Genomic DNA, 20,964 nt, shown 5'->3' on the forward strand with positions numbered 1-20,964 from the left:
AGAATGGCGGCGAACGAGGGGGAACGAGACATGCGCATCCTGGTGATCGAAGACGATACGAAGACCGGCGAGTACCTGAAGAAGGGCCTCGGCGAGTCGGGCTATGCGGTCGACTGGTCGCAGCACGGCGCCGACGGTCTCTACCTGGCGCTGGAGAACCGCTACGACCTGGTGGTCCTCGACGTGATGCTGCCCGGCCTGGACGGTTGGCAGATCATGGAAGTGCTGCGCAAGAAGCACGATGTGCCGGTGCTCTTCCTCACCGCCCGCGACCAGTTGCAAGACCGTATCCGCGGCCTCGAACTGGGTGCCGACGACTACCTGGTGAAACCCTTCTCCTTCACCGAGTTGCTGCTGCGTATCCGTACCCTGCTGCGCCGCGGCGTGGTCCGCGAGGCAGAGCAGGTGCAACTGGCCGATCTGCAGCTGGACGTGCTGCGGCGCAAGGTCAGCCGCCAGGGGCAGGTGATCGCCCTGACCAACAAGGAGTTCGCCCTCCTGCACCTGCTGATGCGCCGCGAGGGCGAGGTGCTGTCGCGCACCCTGATCGCCTCGGAGGTCTGGGACATGAACTTCGACAGCGACACCAACGTCGTCGACGTGGCGATCAAGCGCCTGCGCGCCAAGGTCGACAATCCCTTCCCGAACAAGCTGATCCATACCGTGCGCGGCATCGGTTACGTCTGCGAGGAGCGCCCGTGCCCGCCCGCCGCTCCCTGACCCTCTACGCGGCGCTGCTGTTCGCCGCGGTGGCGGCGCTGGTGGTCAGCGCGGTCGGCTTCTACCTGTACCGCTCGGTGGAAGAGGCGATGCTGCGGCGCAGCGACGTGATGGTCGCCGGCCGGGTCGAGCACTTCCGCAACCTGCTGCGCGACAACCTCACCCTGGCCGAGCTGAAGGCGCGCCCGCGTCTGTTCGAGAACATGCTCGGCAACGAGCAGGACATCCTGCTCCTCGGTCAGCCCGGCGAGGCGCCGATCGTCGCGGTCAACCCGCGCCACGAACGCCTGCCGTCGCTACGGGTGGTCGCCGCCGGCCAGGCGTTGAATCCGTCCGTCGTGCACGCCGCGCTGACCCACGACGGCATCCCGATGCGCGTGCTCGCCGCCGAGGTCCTGGTCGGCGGCCGCGAGCCGTTGCAGATCACCGCCGCACACCTGCTGCTGGGCGAGACGCGGATGCTCGCCCAGTACCGCGACCGGGTCATCGCCGCCGTGCTGCTGGCGTTCCTTGGCACCGCCCTGCTCGGCTGGCTGGTCCTGCGCCACGGCCTGCGCCCGCTGCGCACGCTGGCGGCGAAGGCGGCGGAGATCCATCCGACCAGCCTGGATACCCGCCTCGACGTCGCCGCCGCGCCTGCCGAGTTGCAGCAGGTGGCACAGTCGTTCAACGCCATGCTCGAACGCCTAGACGACGGCTACCAGCGTCTGCAGCAGTTCTCCGCCGACCTCGCCCATGAGATCCGCACGCCCATCGGTTCGCTGATGGGCCACGGCCAGGTGGCCCTGCGCCAGCCGCGCAGCAACGAGGAGTACCAGGCGCTGATCGCCTCCAACCAGGAAGAGCTGGAGCGCATCGCGCGGATGGTCGAGAGCATCCTGTTCCTCGCTCGCGCCGACGACGTACGGGCAGCGGTGGAGCGCAGCCGCCTGGACCTGGGCGAAGAACTGCGGCGCCAGGCGGAGTATTTCGAAGGGCTGGCCGAGGAACGTGGGCTGAGCCTCGACGTCCAGGTCAGCGGCCAGCTACGCGCCGATCCGCAACTGTTCCGCCGGGCGCTGAGCAACCTGCTGGCCAACGCCATCCGCTACGCCAGCGCCGACAGCCTGATCGAAGTGCGCGGCCTGCGCCGATCGGGGGAATTCCTGCTGAGCGTGGAGAACGCCTGCGACAGGCTGCCGGCCGAACCGCTGTCGCGCCTGTTCGACCGTTTCTACCGTGGCGACGCCGCGCGCAGCGACGCCCAGTCCAGCGGTCTCGGCCTGGCCATCGTCCAGGCGATCATGCGCCTGCACGGCGGCCGCGCCGAAGCGAGTGCACCGGCTCCGGGACGCATCCGCTTCGACCTGGCGTTCCCGGCTCAGGACTGAGCGGGTTTCTCGCCGGCGTCCGGCTCGCCGTCGGAGCGGCCGATATTCGCCGGCGCCTCCACCACCAGCTCCTCCGGCACTTCCTCGACGCGCGGGTCGAGGGTGGCGGCCATCGGGCTGACCGTGTCCGGCATCGCCACGTGTTGCAGCGGCGCCTCGTCGACCCGGTGTTCGCCGGTGACGCGCTTGGGCTGCACCCAGAACACCAGCAGCACCGCGTAGCCGGACACCAGCATGTAGAACAGTCCCGGACCGAAGTGGCGCATCAGCGCGCCGGCCACCAGCGGACCGATACAGGCGCCGACCCCGTAGGTGGTCAGGAGCATCGCCGACAACGCGACCCGGCGCGGCTGCTCGACGTGGTCGTTGGCCAGCGCCACCGCCAGCGGATAAAGGGTGAACAGCAGCATGCCGGTAACGAACCCGTTGGCCAGCAGCAACCAGTACGGCAGCGTCACCAGCCCCCACATCGGGATCGAGGCCAGGCACAGCAGCACCGCATTGCCGCGGATCAGCCAACTGCGGTCGAGGCGGTCGGACAGCCAACCCAGCGGCCACTGCGCACAGAAGCCGGCGACGATGCACATGCCGACGAAGAAACTCGATTGCGAGGCATCCAGGCCGTTGCGGTTGGCGTAGACCGGCGCCAGGCCGTAGAAGGCGCCGACCATCAGGCCGGCGATGAAGATGGTGCCCAGCGCCTGCGGCACGCGCTGCCAGAAGAAACGCACTTCCAGCGGCGCGGCGACCAGCTTGGCCGGGTGCACGCGCCGGGTCATGGCCAGCGGGATCAGGCACGAGGCGAAGCAGATGGCGACCAGCAGCAGCGGCTTGTAGTCGAGGGTCGGGCTCAGCGCCAGCAGGCCCTGGCCGAGCACCAGGCCAAGGTCGACGGCGACCATGTAGCCGGCGAACACCTTGCCGCGCTGGTGGCTCTCGGCCTGCTCGTTGAGCCAGCTCTCGATCACCATGTACTGGTTCATCATCACCGCGCCGGTGATGAAGCGCAGCAGCAGCCAGACTTCCAGCTGATCGACCAGGGCATGCAGCAGCACGGTCACGGTGGCAATCCCGGCGCAAGCCACGTAGGAACGGATATGGCCGAAGCTGGCGATCAGCTTGTGTCCGAATTTTCCACCGCAGACCAGGCCGAAATAGTAGGACGCCATCAGCCCGCCGACCCACAGGTCGCCTGCGCCTTCCTGGGTCAGGCGCAGGCCGATGTAGGTGGTGAACAGGCCGGAGCCGGCCAGCATGAGCAGGGTGGCGGTGTAGAGCGCGGGAAAGGTGACGAGCGGGCTGAACATGACGGTTCCTGGACGGACGGGCCCCACGGCCGGCATCCGCCGAGCATTGTTAGATTCGGGAAGGATCGACGCTGCTGGCCGATCGCGGGCGCAGGCCGTCCTGCGTTCGGCGAGACTCCGACGCCACGCGGCGGCCGGAAGCCACGTCGCGGTGCACAGGGCGGCATTATCCCCGCTCCGGAGCGGCCCCGCCACGGGCGCCGCGAGCGTTCCGTCGGCTCAGCCGCGCCCCGCCGGGAGGGGCTCGCGCGGCGGCAGCCGATATACCCAGATGCGCCGCAAGACAGTGAGGAATTGCCGTCCCAGGCGTCCGCTGTTGTAGGTCTGCCCGTAGCGCCGGGCGATTTCGCGGACCTCGCGGGACAACGCGGCGTAGCGACGCGCCGGCAGGTCCGGGTAGAGGTGGTGCTCGATCTGGTGGCTGAGGTTGCCGGTCAGGATGTGGAACAGCGGCCCGCCCTCCAGGTTGCTGGAGCCGCGCAACTGGCGCAGGTACCAGTGGCCACGGGTCTCTCCCTCCAGCACCGAGGGCGGGAAGACCACCGCCTTCTCGGTGAAGTGGCCGCAGAAGATCACCGTGAAGGTCCACAGGTTGCGCAGCACGTTGGCCAGCAGGTTACCGACGAACACCGCGCCGAAGCCGCCGGCGAACAGGCCGAGAAGCGGGAACAGCAGGTAGTCCTTGGTCCACTGGCGACCCAGCTTGGCACGCAGGCGGCGTAGCAGCGGCATGAGTTCGGCTTTGTCCAGGCGCCCCTTGGCGTACTTGTCCAGGCGCAGATGCTGGATCGCCACCGCGTACTGGAACAGCAGCGCCTGCAGCGTCACCCACAGCGGTTGCCAGCGGTAGAACGGCTTCCAGCGCTGCTCCGGGAACAGGCGCACGACCCCATAGCCGACGTCGTCGTCCTTGCCCAGCACGTTGGTGTAGGTGTGGTGGATATGGTTGTGGGTGTGCCGCCAGAAGTCGGACGGCCCGGCGATGTCCCACTCGTAGGCGCGGCCGGCGAATTCCGGATCGTTCATCCAGTCGTACTGGCCGTGCATGACGTTGTGGCCCAGCTCCATGTTCTCGAGGATCTTGCCCAGGCCGAGAAGCAGGCTGCCGAGCAGCCAGGTCGGCGGCAGCCAGCCGAACATCAGCAGCGCCCTGCCGCTCCAGCAGCAGACGCGCACCGCCGCGCGGACCCGGCGGATGTAGTGCGCGTCGTCCGCGCCGAGATCGGCCAGGGTACGCAGGCGCAGGGCATCGAGTTCGGCGCCGAAGGCCGCCAGTTGTTCCGGGGTCAGTTCGCGGTCGTCGCGCATCGCAGGGCTCGCAGGTCGGTTCACAGGTCCAGCGCCAGGTCGCCGTGGGCGGCGCTGACGCAGAGGCGGATAGGCTGGCCGGGCTCGCTGCACAGCGCGCCGCTGCGCAGGTCGCGCACGCAGCCGCTGAGCAGGACGCAGGTGCAACTGGCGCAGATGCCCTGGCGGCAACCGTGGGCCGGGCGCAGGCCGTGGGCCTCGGCCTGTTCCAGCAGGCTGGCGGCGCTGTCGCCGGAGACTTCCCGCTGCGACCGGGCGAAGCGCAGGCGCACTTCGCGCGGCGCCTCCCCGCTGCGCCAGCGCGGGACGCTGAAGGATTCCGTCTGCAAGCCGGCGAAGCGTGCCCCCAGTTGCTCGCCCACCGCCTCGACGAAAGCCGCCGGCCCGCAGGCCAGGGCCTGGCTGCGCGCCAGGTCGGTTGCCCAGCCGTCCAGGTGGCGCGGCTGGAAATGCCCCTCCAGGCAGCCATCGGCCCGCGCCCCGCGGGTCAGGCTCCAGCGCAACTCCAGGTTCGGGTGGCGCGCCGCCAGCGCCTCCAGCTCGCCGAGCCAGGCGCGCTGGCCGGGATGACGGACGTAGTGCAGCCACAGCACGGGACCGCGATAGCCGTTCTCCAGCGCCTCGCGGAGCAGGCCGAGCAAGGGCGTCAGGCCGCTGCCGGCGGCCAGCAGGCAGACCGCCTCGGCCTGCATCGGCCAGCGCAGATCGCCTTGCGCGGGTTGCAACTCGACACGCTGGCCGACCGCCAGGTGTTCGCACAACCAGGGCGAGAGCAGCCCGTCCGGGTGACGCTTGACGGCGATTTCCAGGCGCTCGCCGACCACCCGGGTCAGGCTGTAGCTGCGCCCGACCCGCACCCCGTCGCGCTCCGCCAGCAGCTGGATGTGCTGGCCCGGCCGCGCCGGCGGCCAGCCGGGGGCGGTACGCAGGGCCAGGGCGAGCATATCGTCGGCCACCCAGTAGCGTGCCTCGACCCGCGCATAGTGGCGGTTCAACGACGCCAGCGGATGGGCGTGGCGCAGCAGGCCGTCGACATCGGCCTCACGCAGCCAGCCACGGGCGGCGAGACGGCGCAGGGGTGCGAGCAAAGGGGTCAGGAGCGCGAGGGGAAGCAAGGCCATGGAAAATATTTCAGTGAACGATCGTTCACAAAACTTTGCCCGTTCCGCGCAATCGAGTCAACAAGCGTTCACTGATGTATCCTTCGACCGCTGCCGTCCCCGGTTCGACCGGGTCGCAGGGCTTTTGCTACAGTCGCCGGTCCGCCAAAGGAAGCCGTATGTCCTCACCCCGCGCCGAACAGAAACAGCAGACCCGCCACGCGCTGATGAGCGCCGCGCGCCACCTGATGGAAAGCGGGCGCGGCTTCGGCAGCCTCAGCCTGCGCGAAGTGACGCGCGCCGCCGGCATCGTCCCGGCCGGCTTCTACCGGCACTTCAGCGACATGGACCAGCTCGGCCTGGCGCTGGTCGCCGAAGTCGACGAGACCTTCCGCGCCACCCTGCGCGCGGTGCGCCGCAACGAGTTCGAACTGGGCGGGCTGATCGACGCCTCGGTGCGCATCTTCCTCGACGCGGTCGGCGCCAACCGCTCGCAGTTCCTCTTCCTCGCCCGCGAGCAATACGGCGGCTCGTTGCCGATCCGCCAGGCCATCGCCAGCCTGCGCCAGCGCATCACCGACGATCTGGCCGCCGACCTGGCGCTGCTGAACAAGATGCCGCACCTCGACGGCGCGGCCCTCGACGTGTTCGCCGACCTGGTGGTGAAGACTGTCTTCGCCACCCTTCCGGAGCTGATCGACCCACCCGCCGCCGATCTGCCGCCGCACCTGATGCCGGCCGCGAAGATCACCCACCAGCTGCGTTTCATCATGATCGGCGGCAAGCACTGGCACGGCCTGCCCGGCTGACCCCGCACCTCCCCAGCGGACCTCCGGCTCGGCGTTCGTCCGCGGACTAGACGCGCGCGCACCTTTCCGGTGCGGCAAAAAAGTCGTTGCGCACCAACCTGGCGCGCTGCAATATTTTGTTACATCCCTATGGCCCCGTTTTCCCGGTACAGGCGTCCCGCATCGACCTGGCAAGGCCCTTGCTGGTGCTTGTTGTGATCCCTTTCCTGTCGCATTGCGGAAACTGCCCATGCTGGTCATCCACCAACGCCTGCCCGCCCGCTCGCCCCGCTGGGACGAAGAACTCCACCTGACCTACGAGGCGCGCAGCAAGAGCCGCCTGCGCTGCTTCGCGGCGAGCGGCGAGGAGGTCGGCCTGTTCCTCGAGCGCGGCCAGCCGCCGCTGGCCGACGGCGACTGCCTGGAGGCCCGCGACGGTCGCCTGGTGCGGGTCGTCGCCCGCTCCGAACGTCTGCTCCACGTCACCTGCGCCAGCCCGCTGGAACTGACCCGAGCCGCCTACCACCTGGGCAACCGTCACGTCGCCCTGCAGGTCGGCGACGGCTGGCTGCGCCTGCTCGACGACTACGTGCTGAAAGCCATGCTCGAACAGCTCGGCGCAACGGTGGAGGCCATCGAGGCGCCGTTCCAGCCGGAGCACGGTGCCTACGGCGGAGGCCACCACCACTCGCACCATGGCGAGGCGGAGTTCAACTACGCGCCGCGCCTGCACCAGTTCGGCGTGCGCCGGTGAACAGCATCTGGGCGCGCCTGCGCCTGGCCAGCTCGCAGTTGCCGATCGGCGGATACAGCTATTCCCAGGGCCTGGAGGCGGCCCTCGACAATGGCTGGGTGCGCGACGCCGAGAGCGCGCGGACCTGGCTGGTCGACCAGTTGCAACTGAACCTGGCGCGCTTCGAGGCGCCGCTGCTGGCCGGCCTGCTGCGCGCCGCGCTGATCGGCGACTGGGCCGCCTGCGATGCGGCCAGCGAGCGCCATAGGGCCAGCCGCGAGACCCGCGAGCTGGCCCAGGAGAGCCGGCAGATGGGCTTTTCCCTGCACCAATTGCTGGAAGCCCTGCCCGAACTCGACGCTCCCGGCCGCGCCTGGCTGGCGCGCCAGGACCCGCCCAATCTCGCCGCCGCCTGGGCGATGGCCGCGCGCGCCTGGCGCCTGGACGCCGAGGAGGCGCTCAGTGCCTGGTTCTGGAGCTGGCTGGAAAACCAGTTGGCGGTGCTGATGAAAACCCTGCCGCTCGGCCAACTGGCCGCGCAGAAACTTGCTTCCAGCCTGCTGCCGGAACTCGACCGCGCCTGCGCCGAGGCGCTGCGGCGGCCCGCCGTCGAGGGCAGCGCCGCGTTCGGTCTGGCGCTGGCCAGCATGACCCACGAAACCCAGTACAGCCGTCTGTTCCGTTCCTAGGAGAAACCCCATGACATCCCAACCCCTGCGTGTCGGCATCGGCGGTCCGGTGGGCTCCGGCAAGACCGCCCTGACCCTGGCCCTGTGCCGCGAACTGCGCGAGCGCTACAACCTCGCGGTGGTCACCAACGACATCTATACCCAGGAAGACGCAGAGTTCCTGGTGCGCAACGAGGCCCTCGCCCCCGAGCGGATCATCGGCGTGGAAACCGGCGGCTGCCCGCACACGGCGATCCGCGAGGACGCCTCGATCAACCTGGAGGCGGTGGACCAGCTCAACCGGCGCTTCCCCGGCCTCGAACTGATCCTGGTGGAATCCGGCGGCGACAACCTGTCGGCCACCTTCAGCCCCGAGCTGTCCGACCTGACCCTCTACGTGATCGACGTTTCCGCCGGCGACAAGATCCCGCGCAAGGGCGGCCCCGGCATCTGCAAGTCGGACCTGCTGGTGATCAACAAGATCGACCTGGCGCCGCTGGTCGGCGCCTCCCTCGATGTGATGGACCGGGACGCCCGGCGCATGCGCGGCGACAAGCCGTTCGTGTTCAGCAACCAGAAGACCGGCCAGGGGCTGGACGAAATCATCGCCTTCATCGAGCGCCAGGGCCTGCTGACCGCCGCCTGACGCCACTTCGCAACGACAAGGAACCGCCAATGAAACTGCCCAAGCTGCTCGCCGCCCTCGCCCTGCTCGCCGCTCCGGCGCTGGCCTTCGCCCACCCCGGCCACGGCGAACACGGCCTGGTCGCCGGCCTCGCCCATCCGCTCACCGGCCTCGACCACCTGCTGGCGATGTTCGCCGTCGGCCTCTGGGCCGCCCAGCAACAGGGAGCCGCGCGCCTCGCCCTGCCCTGCACCTTCGTCGGCACCATGCTGGTCGGCGGGCTGCTCGGCTTCGAGGGCCTGCAACTGCCATTCATGGAAACCGGCATCGCCGCCTCGGTGCTCGCCCTCGGCCTCTGCGTGGCGCTCGCCGTGCGCCCGCCGCTGCCGCTGGCAATGGCCGCCACCGCGCTGTTCGCCCTGGCCCACGGGGTCGCCCACGGCCTGGAGCTGCCGGACCTCTCCAGCCCCTGGCTGTACGCGCTCGGTTTCGTCGCCGCCACCGCCGCGCTGCACGCCGCCGGCTACGCGCTGGTGCGCTTCCTGCCGCAGGCGGCCGCGCCCCTGGTACGTCTCGCCGGGCTGGCCTCGGCGGGCGCCGGGGTCTGGTTGCTGGCCGGCTGAGCCGCCGCGCCTCCCCTCAGCGCCTGATCAGCACCCGTCGGCCTTGGTGCACGAGGCGCAGGCCATGGGTCTGCGCCAGCATCGCCAGGGCCAGCGGCAGGTCGTCGACGGGAAAGGTGCCGGAGACACGAAGCGCGTCCAGCGACGGCTCGCACTCGATGCTCTCGCCGCCGTAGCGCATCAGTTCTCCCGCCCACTGCCGCAGCGGCATGTCGTCGGCCACCAGCAGGCCCTGGCGCCAGGCCAGCGCGGCCTCGCTGGCGGACTCGACGGGGCCGATCCGCTGGCGATCGAAGCGCACCCGCTGGCCAGCCTCGATCACCCGGCCATCCGCCGCGCTCGCGGCGCCCTCCGGACGCACCTGGACCGCGCCTTCGTACACCGCCAGCACTGTCTCTGCGCCCTCGCGTCGGACGCTGAAGGCGGTACCCAGCGCGCGCATCAGGCCCTGTTCGGTGCGCACCAGGAACGGCCGCGGCGGCTCGCGCCGATCCGCCGCGGTGCGGAGGTAGATCTCTCCGCGATACAGGCGCAGCAGGCGCTGGCCGGCGTCGTAGCGCACGTCCAGCGCGCTGTCGGTGTTCATCTCGACCTGGCTGCCGTCCTCCAGCACCAGGTCGCGCCGCTCGCCGACGGCAGTGAGGTAGTCGGCGCCGAAGCCGTCGCGCCAGACCTGCGCGCGCCATCCCCACCAGACCAGCGGTGCGCCGCCGAGCAGCAGGGCGAGGCCGCGCAGGACCGCGCGCCGGCCGCTGCCGGACGGACGCTCGAGCGCACGCCGGGCCAGCGCCGGCGGCAGCGAACCGATATTCGCCAGCAGACGCTCGGCGCGCCGCCAGGCGCGCTGGTGCTCGGGGCTGCGCGAGCGCCAGGACTCCAGCTCGGCCTGCTGCGCCGGAGCCAGCGGCCCCTCCTGCATCAGCAGCAGCCAGGAGGCGGTCTCCCTGAGCACCTGCGGGGCGATCGCCTCGGCGGCCGGCGGCCCGGAAAGCTCCGTATCGCCCGCCTGCGGCGCCCGGCGGGAAGCGCGGTCATTCATCGGGCATCAGGCTCAGGCAGGTCACGTAGGCCTGGTGGATGAACTTCTTCACCGTCGGCAGCGCGACGCCCAGCGCCTGGGCGATGTCCTTCTGCTTCATGCCGTCCAGCGTCGCCATCAGGAATGCCTGTTTCACCCGCGGGCGCAGGGTATCGAGCAGCGCGTCGATCTCGTGCAGGGTCTCGACGATCACGCTCTGTTGTTCCGGCGACGGCTGCAACGGCTCGGGCAGCGTGGCCAGGGCCTCCAGCCAGGCAAGTTCCAGCGATTGGCGACGGCGCCAACTGACCAGCACGCAGTTGGCGATACGGGTGAGATAGGCGCGCGGCTGACGGATCGCTTCACGCTGGCCGCCGTCGCGGCTGGCGAGAATGCGCAGGAAGGTGTCATGGGCCAGGTCGTCGGCCACGCCGCGTCCCCAGGAGCGGAGTCGGTAGGCCAGCCAGTTGCGCAGCCAGGCATGGTTTTCACGGTAGAGCGTGGCGACGCCGTCGCGGTCCGCGGACAGGCAGGAACTCGGCGCATTCATCGGAGGCGCATTCATCGGAATAGTCAGCTGGATTCAATCGCAAATGAAAACTATTATCACTAATTTTGCGTTGACCACAATGCCGGCGACCCTTTCCGTCCGGCCCGCCGAACCCGAAATATCCCTTTTCCGATCTCGTGCGACAGAGGGAATGAGAGCCCGCAATGCCGGGCGCCAACCCTGCGAGCGAAGAAGTCATGTCCCTACAACGCCCTATCCCCAGCCTGGCGCGCCCCTTGTCGCGCCTCTCCCCGCTCACCCTTGCCCTGCGCTGGGCCCTGCTCGGCCTGTCGGCGGCCGGCGCCGGCCTGCTCGGCGGCGGCCTGGCCCACGCGCAGAGCGTCGGCCAGCACAGCGCGGCTACCCGCCTGGACGACGCCACGCCGCGCAGCTACGACATCCCGGCGGGTTCGCTGGGCGCCTCCCTGGGCGCCTTCGCCAGCCAGTCGGGCCTGCTGCTGTCCTTCGACCCCGAGCTGACCCGCGGCCGCACGGCGCCGGCGCTCAAGGGTCGCTACAGCGTACTGGAAGGCTTGCAGCGAGTCCTGTCGAACACCGGCCTGCAGGTCGCGGCGGGAACCTCCGGCGCCTACCTGCTGGTCGAGCCGCGCATGTCCGGAGAAGCCCCGGCCGACCTGTCGCCGGTGGTGGTCTCGGCCGCCGAGCTGGCCGATCCGCAGAAGGAAACCTATACCGCGCCACGCTCGTCGGTGTACCTCTCCAGCGAAGACATCGACCGCTTCGGCCGGGTTTCCGTGGGTGACCTGCTCCAGGGCATCCCGGGCGTACAGGTCGGCGACAGCCGCAACGGTGGCGCGCTGGACGTCAACATCCGCGGCATCCAGGGGCAGAGCCGGGTGGCGGTGCGGGTCGACGGCGCGGAGCAGGCGCTGGACGTCTACCGCGGCTACGCCGGCACCCAGCAGCGCAGCTACATCGATCCCGACCTGGTCAGCAGCGTGACCGTCGACAAGGGTCCCTCGACCCGCTCGGGCGCGATCGGCGGCAGCGTGGAAATGCGCACCATCGGCGTCAAGGACATCCTGGTCGACGGCAAGGACCTCGGCGTGCGCTTCACCGGCGACGTCTGGAACAACGGCGTCGCCCCGCAGCACCGCAGCGCCAGTTCGAAGACCGAGAATCTCAGCAGCGTGCCGCACGATGACCGCGGCAGCCTGTTCGGCTCCCAGGCCAAGTCCGGCAGCGCCGCCTTCGCCTACCGCAACGAGCATCTGGACCTGGTCGCCGCCTATGCGCAGCGCAACCAGGGCAACTACTTTTCCGGCAAGAAAGGCCAGGACCGCTATCGCGTCTACAACCGCTACGGTCGCGAGGAAAGCAGCGTAGCCAAGGTCTACAACGCGGGAGAGGAAGTGCTCAACTCGTCGTCGGAGACCGAGTCCTACCTGCTCAAGGCGACTTGGCGCATCGCCGACGAGCACACCCTGGACCTCGGCTATCGTCGCTACGACGGGCGCACCGGGGAGATCATGCCGTCGGACATCTTCCGTTTCGGCACCGCCGGCATCTACCAGTACCCATTGAGCGAAGTGAAGATCGACACCTACACCGCACGCTACCGTTACCTGCCCGAGAACAATCCGCTGGTGGACCTCAGCACCGGACTGTGGATGACCGAGGCGAAGAGCGACATGCTGACCTCGGTGCTGGCGCCGCGCTCCCAGGCCTATCGCTCCGATCGCAACTGGACGCGCCAGGACAACCGGCGCATCGGCGGCGACCTGAACAACGTGGCGCGCTTCGAAACCGACTTCGGCGATTTCAAGCTCGACCTCGGCGGCTCGTTCCAGGTCGAAGACATCCAGCCGCAGAAAAGCGTGGTCACCACCCTCCACGACATCAACGCCAACCGCACCCTGAGGGACGCCACCCGCCAGGAATACGGCCTCAACGGCAAGCTCGAGCTCAAGCCGGTCGAGCGCCTGACGCTATGGGGCGGCGGCCGCTACAGCCACTTCAACAGCAAGGACAACGGCATCTCCGCCTCGCCGCGGCGCGAGGATCGCGACATGCGCTTCATCACGGTGAGCAGGCCCGGCTACTACGGCTCGATGATGTGGTTCCCCGACCAGAACGGCCAGTACACCGACGCCACCGATCCGCGCCTCAACAACGGCATCGTCACCAACAACACCAACAATCCGTTCGAAGGCATTCCCTTCGACGAGTTCGGCCCGGCCAACGTGACGGTCCATCCCTCGCGGGTCACCAACGTGGTCACCGGCTACAACTACAGCAAGAAAGGCAGCAGCCGCGGCGGCGGTTTCTCGCCGGCATTCGGGATCAATTTCGAGCTGGCCCCGGATACCTTCGTCTACGCCTCCTACACCGAAGGCCTGCGTCTGCCGTCGCTGTTCGAGACCAGCCAGGGCACCCTCCAGGTCGAGCCGGGCAAGGACCTCAAGCCCGAGCGTTCGCGCAGCTGGGAGATCGGTGCCAGCGCGCTGCGCGACAGCCTGTTGGCCGACGGCGACTCGGCGGCGATCAAGCTGGCCTACTTCAACAACACCATCAAGAACTACATCACCCGCTATTACGATCCGGGCCAGATGGGCCTGATGACCTTCAGCAACACCGACAGCTACCGCACCAGCGGTCTCGAACTGCAATCGCACTACGACGCAGGGCGGGTGTTCGCCGACCTGTCGGCGACCTACTACCTGAAGACCGAGACCTGCGACGCCGCCTTCGCCGCCAGGCTGCGCGCCGGCGCCAACCGCTACCAGCGCACCGAGAACACGCCGAACTGCACGCCGGGCAGCTTCATGGGCTCCTATACCAACACGCAGAACCCGCCGCGGCTGGCGACCAACCTGACCGCCGGCCTGCGCTTCTTCGACCAGGCCCTGACCCTGGGCGGACGCATGACCTATACCTCCGGCCCCACCGCCACGGCGGACAAGCCCTGGCAGGTCGGCGCCACCACACCGCAGATCGAGTACCGCTCGGTGCAGCTGTTCGACCTGTTCCTCAAGTACAAGCTGTTCGAGCACACCGAACTGAATGCCTCGCTGCAGAACCTCACCGACCGCTATTACCTCGACCCGCTGGCACAGAGCTTCATGCCCGCGCCCGGGCGTACCCTGCGGGTGGGGATGCAGGCGAAGTTCTGAGCCGCCCTCTCCCCCTCCAGGCGTTGTCGGCGGAGCGCCGCTCCGGTAGGGCGAATAACCGCCCAGCGGCTATCCGCCGAAGCACCGGGCCTCCCGCTCCCCGTCCCTCCGGAACTGTCCGGAGGAGCGGCGAGACAGCGTCCGTCACCACGACAACGGATAACTCACCACCAGCCGCGTCTGGTCGAAGTCGCTGTTGAAGCTGCGTCGGTTGCTGGCGTGGTTGAGGCGCACGTTGAGCCGCGCCAGCGGACCGCTCTGCACGGTGTAGCCGAGCTCGACATCGCGCTCCCATTCCTTGCCGCCGCTACCGGCCTTGGTGGTGGCGTTCGAGCCATGGCCGTAGCGGACCATGCCGATCAGGCCGGGCCAGCCGAGGCCGACGAAATCGTAGTCGTAGCGCACCTGCCAGGAGCGTTCGTCGGCGTTGGTGAAGTTGCCGTTGAACATGTCGTTGCCCATGCTCCGCCCACTGCTGCCGTAGACCGATTGCCAGCCGCTGTCGCCGCCGACCTTCTGCAGGCCAAGGTAGAAGGTATGCAGGCCGATGCCGGCGGAAAACAGGCCGTAGACGGTATGGCTGTCGATCTCTCCGGCGCGCGCGGCGCCGTCGTCGCGGTCGACGAACAGGCCGAGGTTGGCGCCCAGGGTCCAGTCGCCGACACGCTGCTTGTGCAGCAGGTTGGCGTAGCTCTGCCGGTAGACGTCCTCCAGTTGCCCGTGCCACAGGCCCAGTTGGGTGCGCTCGCGGTTGAAGCGGTACTCGGCGCCGGCATAGTTGAAACCGTCCGATTTCTGCGTCGGCGCGCTCCAGGCCGATAGGTCCTGCATGTCCGCCGAATTGCGCAGGCTCACCGCGTCGAAGCGTCCGGCCTGCAGAGCCAGGCCCGGCAGCTCGCGGGAAACCACGGCGAAACCGCGGAACGTCTGCGGCAGCAGGCGTCCGTCGTCGTAGCGCAACAGCGGAATGTCCGGGAGCATCTCGCCGATCTTCAGTTCGCTGGCCGAAACGCGCAGCTTGGCGGCCACGCCGACGCGCCCATAGTTGTCCGCCGCGCGACCGTCATCGTGCAACGGAAGAAGCTCGGAATTGCTGGTGCCACGTCCGCTGTTCAGCTTCACGCCGAACAGGCCGATGGCGTCGAGGCCGACGCCGACCGTGCCCGGGGTATAGCCGGAACTGAACTTGAGGATGAAGCCCTGCGCCCACTCGTCCACCAGGCTCTTGCCGGCATCGTGGTCGCGGAAATCGCGGTTGAAGTAATAGTTGCGCAAGACCAGGTCGGTCTTCGCATCCTCCAGGAAGCCGCCCTCGGCAGCTTGCGCGGCAAGACAGGCGAGCATCGGCAGGACCGCCCCTGCATTGCGCGGGACTGCGGTTTTACGACGGATTTTCATTGTTATTGTGCTCCGTTTTTCAGGGACGACCGAGCCCCGGCAGCCTCTGCGGGCCACCTGGCGACGACGGTCGGGTCAGCAGCGGGGCGCGGGCCCCGCCGCCAGGGTCAGAACGGGTACTGGCGCGGCGCGTGCTGCACGCTGATCCAGTGGTCGGTGGTGAATTCCTCGATGGCCCAGTCGCCGTTGAAGCGGCCAAGTCCGGAGTTCTTCTCGCCGCCGAAGGGCGCGTTGGCCTCGTCGTTCACCGGAATGTCGTTGACGTGGGTCATCCCCGCGCGAAGCTGGCGGGCAAAGCGCACCGCGCGTTCCAGGTCGCGGCTGAACACCGCGCTGGACAGCCCGTATTCGCTGGCGTTGGCCAACTCCAGCGCATGCGCCTCGTCGCGCGCGCGGAGCAGGCCGACCAGCGGGCCGAAGATTTCATCGCGGGCGATCTCCATCGTCGCGGTGACCTCGCCGAATACGTGCGGAGCCAGCAACTGCCCATCGACGCCGCCCTCGTACAGCGGCTTGGCGCCTTCCTGGCGGGCCAGGCGGATCTTTTCCAGCAGGCCTTCGAGCTGGCGCGCGTTGACGATCGGCCCGACCGCGGTATCGGCGCGCTGCGGATCGCCGACCCGGAGACCCTTGACCCGCTCGACGAAGCGCGCGGCGAAAGCGTCGTAGAGGCTGTCCTCGACGATGATGCGGTTGATCGCCATGCAGATCTGCCCCTGGTGGAGGAACTTGCCGAACACCGCGGCATTCACCGCCTGCTCCAGATCGGCGTCGCCGAGCACCACGAACGGACTGTTGCCGCCCAGCTCCAGCGCCACGTGCTTGAGGTGCGCGCCGCCGCTGGCGATGCGGCCGATGTTGCGGCCCACCGGGGTCGATCCGGTGAAGGTCACCAGGCCCGGCACCGGGTGCTCGACGAAGGCGTCGCCGATCTCGCTGCCGGGGCCGACCACCACGCTGAACAGCCCGGCCGGCAGCCCGGCCTCTTCGAAGATCCGCGCCAGCAGCAGTCCGCCGCAGACCGGCGTGTCGCTGGCCGGCTTGACCACCACCGCGTTGCCCAGCGCCAGGGCCGGGGCGATGGAACGCTGGGTCAGGTGCAGCGGGAAGTTCCACGGGCTGATCACCCCGACCACGCCGATGGCGCTGCGGTAGACCCGGCTTTCCTTGCCCGGCACGTCGGACTCGACGATGCGCCCGTGCACCCGTGCCGGGAACGACGCCGACTCCAGGGTGATCGCGCGCGCCGCGCCCCATTCGATCTCGGCCTTCAGGCGGGTGCTGCCGGACTCGCGGATGATCCAGTCGACGATCTCCTCGTGGCGGCGGTCGAACACCTCCACCGCCTTGTACAGTACCGCCGCGCGTGCCGAGGGCCCGAGCGCGGCCCATGCCGGCTGGACCTCGGCGGCCTTGGCGTAGGCGGCATCGAGGTCGTCGCGGTCGGCCTGCTCGATCTCCAGCAACAGGCTGCCGTCGAACGGGTTGCTCACCTTCAGCCGGCGGCCGGCCCGGCCGTGGCGCCACTCGCCGGCCAGGGGCTGGAGACCGAGGTCGGTATAACGGGAATCGCTCATCGCTCTTCTCCTCTTTCGAAAATCACAGGGGTTTCTTCGCCGTCGCGTCGACGGACGCTTCCGCCGGCACGCGCGGCCGCAGGTGGATGCAGGCGATCGCCAGCGCGCCGATCACGCCGGGCGCGGCGAAGGCCAGGAAGTTCTGCTGGAACGGCAGCTCCAGGGCCAGCAGGCTGCCGCCGAGCATCGGCCCGGCGATGGCGCCGAGGCGGCCGACGCCGGCGGCCCAGCCGACCCCGGTGGAGCGCACCCAGGCCGGATAGAACTGCGCGGCGTAGGCATGGATCACCGCCAGGGTGCCGATGGTGGTGGCGCCGGCCACCACCAGCAGGCCGTTGAGCAGCCAGGGGCCTGGCCCCAGGCCGAGGGCCGCCAGGGAGGCCGCGGCCAGGGCGAAGAACAGCACCAGGGTGCGGCCGGCGCCAAGGCGGTCGGCCAGCCAGCCGCCGAACAACGCACCGAGGGTCGCCCCGACATTCAGGGTGACGAGGAACGCCAGGCTCGAACCGAGGGCGTAGCCGCCGCCGGCCATCAGTTTCGGCAACCAGGTGTTGAGCCCGTAGCTCATCAGCATGCACATGGCGAAGGCCACCCACAGCAGCAGGGTGCCCACTGCCTGGCGCCCCTCGAACAACTGGGCGACCCGTCCGCTCGGCGCTTCGGCCGCGACAGCGTTCGCCCGCTCGGCGCCGGGCCGGTAGTCGGGATCGACCTTGCGCAGCAGCGCGTCCAGTTCGGCGCGGCGGCCCTTGAGTTCGAGGAACGCCGCCGACTCCGGCAACCAGCGCAACATCAGCGGCACCGCCAGTACCGGTAGCACCGCCACGTAGAACACCGATTGCCAGCCCCAGGCGGGGATCATGGCGATCGCCAGTAGCGCCGAGAGCACCGCGCCCACCGAGTAGAAGGCCGACATCACCGTGACCAGGGTGCTGCGCCGCCCGGCCGGGGCGAATTCGCTGATCAGGTTGATCGCGCTGGGCACCAGCGCGCCCAGTGCCAGGCCGGTGAAGAAGCGTCCGGCGCCCAGTTCCAGCGGGTCGCGGGCGTGCCCGGTGAGGAAGGCGGCGAGGCTCGCCAGCAGGGTGGTGGCGATCACCAGGCGGCGCCGGCCGAAACGGTCCGCCAGCGGCGCCAGCAGGGTGCCGCCGAAGAGCATGCCGAACAGCGCGCAACTGCCGAGGGTGCCGGCCTGCACCGGGCTCAGCTGCCACTCCTGCATCAGGCGTGGCACCACCGAGCCGTAGATGACCATGTCGTAGCCGTCGAACAGCATGATGAAACACCCCCAGCCGAGGATCAGCCAGTGAGTACGGTTAAAGCGGGCAGCGTCGATCACCGCCGCAGCGGATTGCCTGTTCATACCAACCTCTCTCTTGTTCTTGTTATGGGCGCACGCGGGCGTCGGTCGGCACCGCCCACTCTGGCATGGGGCGGCGCCGTGGAACATCAGGGTTCGATGGTTTGCGTCGGCACCTCGATCAAAACCGGGCGATCAGCGGCCAGGGCATGCTTCAAGGCGCTTTCCAGTTCTTCGCGGGTGGCCGCGTGGAGCGCCTCGACGCCATAGCCGCGGGCGATCGCGCAGAAGTCCAGGCCGGGCACGTCGAGCCCCGGCGCATCGGGCACCTCGAGCACCCCGGCGAACCAGCGCAGGGCGCCGTAGGTACCGTTCTTGAGGATGATGAACACCGCCGGCACACGGTATTGCGCGGCGCTCCAGAGTGCGGTGATGCCATAGTTGGCCGAGCCGTCGCCGATGATCCCGATCACCTGCCGCCGCGGCTGCGCCAGTTGCGCGCCGACCGCCGCCGGCAGGCCGAAGCCGAGTCCACCGGCGGCCGGGAAGAAGTAGCTGCCCGGCTCGCGCATCTCCACGCGCTGCCAGAAGGCGGTCACGGTGGAAGTCGACTCCTTGACGAAGATGGCGTCGCGCGGCGCCAGCGCATCGATCACGTCGAACACGGTTTCCGGCCGCAGCGGTCCGCCCTCCTCGGCCAGCGCCGGCGGTCGCGGCAGCGCCTCGGGCAACGGCCGCGCACTGGGGCGGACCTGTTCGAGCAGTGCCTCGAGGGTCAGCGCGATGTCGCCGACCAACGCGTCGCCCATCGGCGCCCGTGCCGCTTCGCCGGGATCGCAGGTGACCTGCACCAGCTCGGCGCCGGCCGGCAGGTAATCGCCGGGGGCGAACTGGTGATAGCGGAACACCGGCGCGCCGACCACCAGGATCAGGTCGTGGCCGTCCAGCAGCCGGCTGATCCCGGCGATGGCCGCCGGCAGCACGCCGCGGAAGCAGGCATGGCGGGTGGGGAACGGACAACGCGAGGCCGACGGCGCGACCCAGGCCGGCATCCGCAGCTTCTCCGCCAGTTCCACGGCCAGGCCGTTGGCATTCGCCCCGTCGACGTCCGGACCGAGCACCAGCACCGGGTTGCGCGAGCGCGACAGGCGCTCGCCGAGTTCGGCCAGCAATGCCGGCGCGGGCAGCGCGGCGCCGCTGACCTGGCGCGCAGCCAGGTGTTCGACGCCGGCCGGCGCCGGTTGCGCCCAGTCGTCGTAGGGAATCGACAGGTACACCGGCGCCCGCGGCGGCAGGCTGGCGGTCTGGATCGCCTGGCTCAGCGCGCGCGGTACATCCTGGGCGCAGGCCGGCTCGTGGCTCCATTTCACCAGCGGCTTGGGCAGTTGTCCGGCATCGACGTTGGCGAGCATCGCCTCGACCCCGATCATCGAGCGCACCTGCTGCCCGGCGGTGATGACCAGGGGGCTATGGGAGTACCAGGCGTTGGTCAGGGCACCCATACCGTTGCCGGTGCCAGCCGCCGCATGCAGGTTGACGAAGGCCGGGCGGCCGCTGGCCAGGGCGAAGCCATCGGCCATGCCGACCACCGCGCCCTCGTGCAGGCCGAGGATGTAGCGGAAATCCTCGGGGAAGTCCTTGAGGAACGGCAGCTCGTTGGAGCCGGGGTTGCCGAAGACGGTGGTCAGGCCGTGGCGACGGAGGATCTCGTAAGACGCGGAATGGACGGTTTTCATGCAGGCCTTCAAGCTCGTTTCCTGGATTTGCGCTACTGTTGCAGCCGCTCGATAATCAATCAAATCGATACTCTTTCTATAAAAAATAGAACTGGTCTATATGAGTCCGATCGATCTCAACCTGATCCGCACCTTCGTCACCCTCTACGAAGCCGGCAGCGTGACCCTCGCCGCGGAGCGCCTGTTCGTCACCCAGCCATCGGTGAGCTACGCCCTGGCGCGCCTGCGCGAACTGTTCGACGACGCGTTGTTCACCCGCACCCGCGACGGCATCCAGCCGACCTTCGTCGCCGAGCAGCTCTACGGCACCTTCCGCGAGTCGCTGACGCGCATCGAGGGCGCGGTACAGAGCGTTCGCCACTTCGATCCGGCGACCACCGAGCGACGTTTCCGCATCGCCCTCACCGATCTCGGCGAAGTGGGTTTCCTCTCGCTGATCCTCGAACGCCTGACCCGCGACGCGCCGTTCGCCGAAGTGGAAGTGCTGCCGCTGCAGGTGGACGAGGTCGGCGCCTGGCTGAGCAGCGCCAAGGTCGACGCGGCGATTTGCCGCCAGCCGGTGCCCGGCGCGCGCAGCCAGCGGGTCCTGCACGAGCGCTACGTGTGCCTGCTCAGCGACCGCCACCCGCGGATCGGCGACAGCCTGAGCCTGGAGCAGTACCTGGCCGAGCGGCACATCGTGGTGACCCGTACCTCCGGCCACGGCATCGCCGAGGACGTGCTCGAGGCCATGCAGGTGCAGCGCCGCATCAGCCTGCGGGTGCCGCACTTCTCGGTGCTGCCGAAGATCATTCCCGGTACCGAGCTGCTGACCATCCTGCCGGCGCAGATCGCCTATCGCTTCGTCGCCGAAGGCGGCATGCGCATGCTCGAACTGCCCTTCACCCTGCCGCCGTTCGACGTCTCCCTGCACTGGCACGAGAGCAGCGAACGCTCGGCGGCGCTGAACTGGTTCCGCACCACCATCGCCGAGGCGATCATCGCCGCCCAACGCTGAAACGCCGGCGGC

18 protein-coding genes are annotated in these 20,964 nt (G+C 69.1%); 9 read left to right on the forward strand and 9 right to left on the reverse strand.

The genetic code is table 11. The features are described 5' to 3' along the window. The first annotated feature begins 30 nt into the window (after nt 1-30). Nucleotides 31-720 carry a heavy metal response regulator transcription factor gene (locus tag ACI766_RS26540; protein WP_003095515.1) on the forward strand — a complete coding sequence of 230 codons (690 nt, stop codon included), beginning with the start codon at nt 31-33 and terminating at the stop codon, nt 718-720. Beyond that, a complete protein-coding gene (locus ACI766_RS26545; protein ID WP_003099516.1) occupies nt 699-2,090 on the forward strand; it encodes a sensor histidine kinase in 1,392 nt (463 codons plus the stop codon). The genes ACI766_RS26540 and ACI766_RS26545 overlap by 22 nt, the downstream gene beginning before the upstream one ends. On the opposite strand, the gene ACI766_RS26550 is transcribed toward ACI766_RS26545, so the two are convergent. The 3 genes from ACI766_RS26550 to ACI766_RS26560 all read right to left on the reverse strand — a co-directional run bounded on the left by ACI766_RS26550 (nt 2,081) and on the right by ACI766_RS26560 (nt 5,826). Further along, nucleotides 2,081-3,397, reverse strand: a complete 1,317-nt coding sequence (locus tag ACI766_RS26550; RefSeq protein ID WP_003095519.1) for an MFS transporter — start codon at nt 3,395-3,397, stop codon at nt 2,081-2,083. The two genes, ACI766_RS26545 and ACI766_RS26550, sit on opposite strands and share 10 nt — an antisense overlap. A gap of 219 nt (nt 3,398-3,616) precedes the next feature. Further along, nucleotides 3,617-4,729 carry a fatty acid desaturase DesB gene (gene desB / locus ACI766_RS26555; protein ID WP_087823874.1) on the reverse strand — a complete coding sequence of 371 codons (1,113 nt, stop codon included), beginning with the start codon at nt 4,727-4,729 and terminating at the stop codon, nt 3,617-3,619. After that, on the reverse strand, nt 4,726-5,826 hold the full coding sequence (locus ACI766_RS26560; protein WP_010793714.1) for a ferredoxin reductase: 1,101 nt from the start codon (nt 5,824-5,826) through the stop codon (nt 4,726-4,728). The genes desB and ACI766_RS26560 overlap by 4 nt, the downstream gene beginning before the upstream one ends. A 158-nt stretch (nt 5,827-5,984) precedes the next feature. Here ACI766_RS26560 and desT point away from each other — a divergent pair, with 158 nt between their 5' ends. The 5 genes from desT (at nt 5,985) to ACI766_RS26585 (ending at nt 9,242) form a co-directional block, all read left to right on the forward strand. Then, nucleotides 5,985-6,614 (forward strand): TetR family transcriptional regulator DesT, encoded by a 630-nt coding sequence (gene desT, locus ACI766_RS26565; RefSeq protein ID WP_003107570.1) that lies wholly within the window; start codon nt 5,985-5,987, stop codon nt 6,612-6,614. 229 nt (nt 6,615-6,843) lie between these two features. Continuing rightward, nucleotides 6,844-7,347: an urease accessory protein UreE gene (gene ureE / locus ACI766_RS26570; RefSeq protein ID WP_003095526.1), complete on the forward strand. Its 504-nt coding sequence runs from the start codon at nt 6,844-6,846 to the stop codon at nt 7,345-7,347. Continuing rightward, entirely contained in the window at nt 7,344-8,015 is a 672-nt protein-coding gene (locus ACI766_RS26575; RefSeq protein ID WP_003095528.1) for an urease accessory protein UreF, read from the forward strand. Before ureE ends, ACI766_RS26575 begins: the two co-directional genes overlap by 4 nt. Nucleotides 8,016-8,025: 10 nt before the next feature. Continuing rightward, nucleotides 8,026-8,640: an urease accessory protein UreG gene (ureG, locus tag ACI766_RS26580; RefSeq protein WP_003095530.1), complete on the forward strand. Its 615-nt coding sequence runs from the start codon at nt 8,026-8,028 to the stop codon at nt 8,638-8,640. A gap of 29 nt (nt 8,641-8,669) precedes the next feature. After that, nucleotides 8,670-9,242, forward strand: a complete 573-nt coding sequence (locus tag ACI766_RS26585) for a HupE/UreJ family protein (protein ID WP_003112304.1) — start codon at nt 8,670-8,672, stop codon at nt 9,240-9,242. Between the two features lie 16 nt (nt 9,243-9,258). Here the strand turns inward: ACI766_RS26585 and ACI766_RS26590 are convergent, their stop codons facing one another. Beyond that, complete coding sequence (locus ACI766_RS26590; protein WP_031628302.1) at nt 9,259-10,281, reverse strand: FecR family protein; 1,023 nt, start codon at nt 10,279-10,281, stop codon at nt 9,259-9,261. Further along, nucleotides 10,274-10,810 (reverse strand): sigma-70 family RNA polymerase sigma factor, encoded by a 537-nt coding sequence (locus ACI766_RS26595; protein WP_003112302.1) that lies wholly within the window; start codon nt 10,808-10,810, stop codon nt 10,274-10,276. Before ACI766_RS26595 ends, ACI766_RS26590 begins: the two co-directional genes overlap by 8 nt. Nucleotides 10,811-11,007: 197 nt before the next feature. Between ACI766_RS26595 and ACI766_RS26600 the strand changes: the two genes are divergently transcribed. After that, the gene (locus ACI766_RS26600; protein WP_277610290.1) at nt 11,008-13,944 is read left to right on the forward strand and encodes a TonB-dependent receptor; all 2,937 of its coding nucleotides are present in this window, start codon (nt 11,008-11,010) and stop codon (nt 13,942-13,944) included. Between the two features lie 144 nt (nt 13,945-14,088). Here the strand turns inward: ACI766_RS26600 and ACI766_RS26605 are convergent, their stop codons facing one another. The 4 genes from ACI766_RS26605 to mdlC form a co-directional block, all read right to left on the reverse strand. Beyond that, complete coding sequence (locus tag ACI766_RS26605; RefSeq protein ID WP_003121137.1) at nt 14,089-15,342, reverse strand: OprD family porin; 1,254 nt, start codon at nt 15,340-15,342, stop codon at nt 14,089-14,091. 107 nt (nt 15,343-15,449) lie between these two features. Continuing rightward, complete coding sequence (locus tag ACI766_RS26610) at nt 15,450-16,919, reverse strand: aldehyde dehydrogenase family protein (protein ID WP_003107137.1); 1,470 nt, start codon at nt 16,917-16,919, stop codon at nt 15,450-15,452. 22 nt (nt 16,920-16,941) lie between these two features. Further along, the gene (locus ACI766_RS26615; RefSeq protein ID WP_003112299.1) at nt 16,942-18,282 is read right to left on the reverse strand and encodes an MFS transporter; all 1,341 of its coding nucleotides are present in this window, start codon (nt 18,280-18,282) and stop codon (nt 16,942-16,944) included. 86 nt (nt 18,283-18,368) lie between these two features. Further along, complete coding sequence (gene mdlC / locus ACI766_RS26620; protein WP_003121139.1) at nt 18,369-19,955, reverse strand: benzoylformate decarboxylase; 1,587 nt, start codon at nt 19,953-19,955, stop codon at nt 18,369-18,371. Nucleotides 19,956-20,055: 100 nt separating this feature from the next. Between mdlC and ACI766_RS26625 the strand changes: the two genes are divergently transcribed. Next, nucleotides 20,056-20,952 (forward strand): LysR family transcriptional regulator, encoded by an 897-nt coding sequence (locus ACI766_RS26625; RefSeq protein ID WP_003095545.1) that lies wholly within the window; start codon nt 20,056-20,058, stop codon nt 20,950-20,952. Nucleotides 20,953-20,964 lie beyond the last annotated feature (12 nt).

Origin of the sequence: Pseudomonas sp. DL (genome assembly GCF_047199225.1) — a bacterium.
GTDB lineage: Bacteria > Pseudomonadota > Gammaproteobacteria > Pseudomonadales > Pseudomonadaceae > Pseudomonas > Pseudomonas aeruginosa.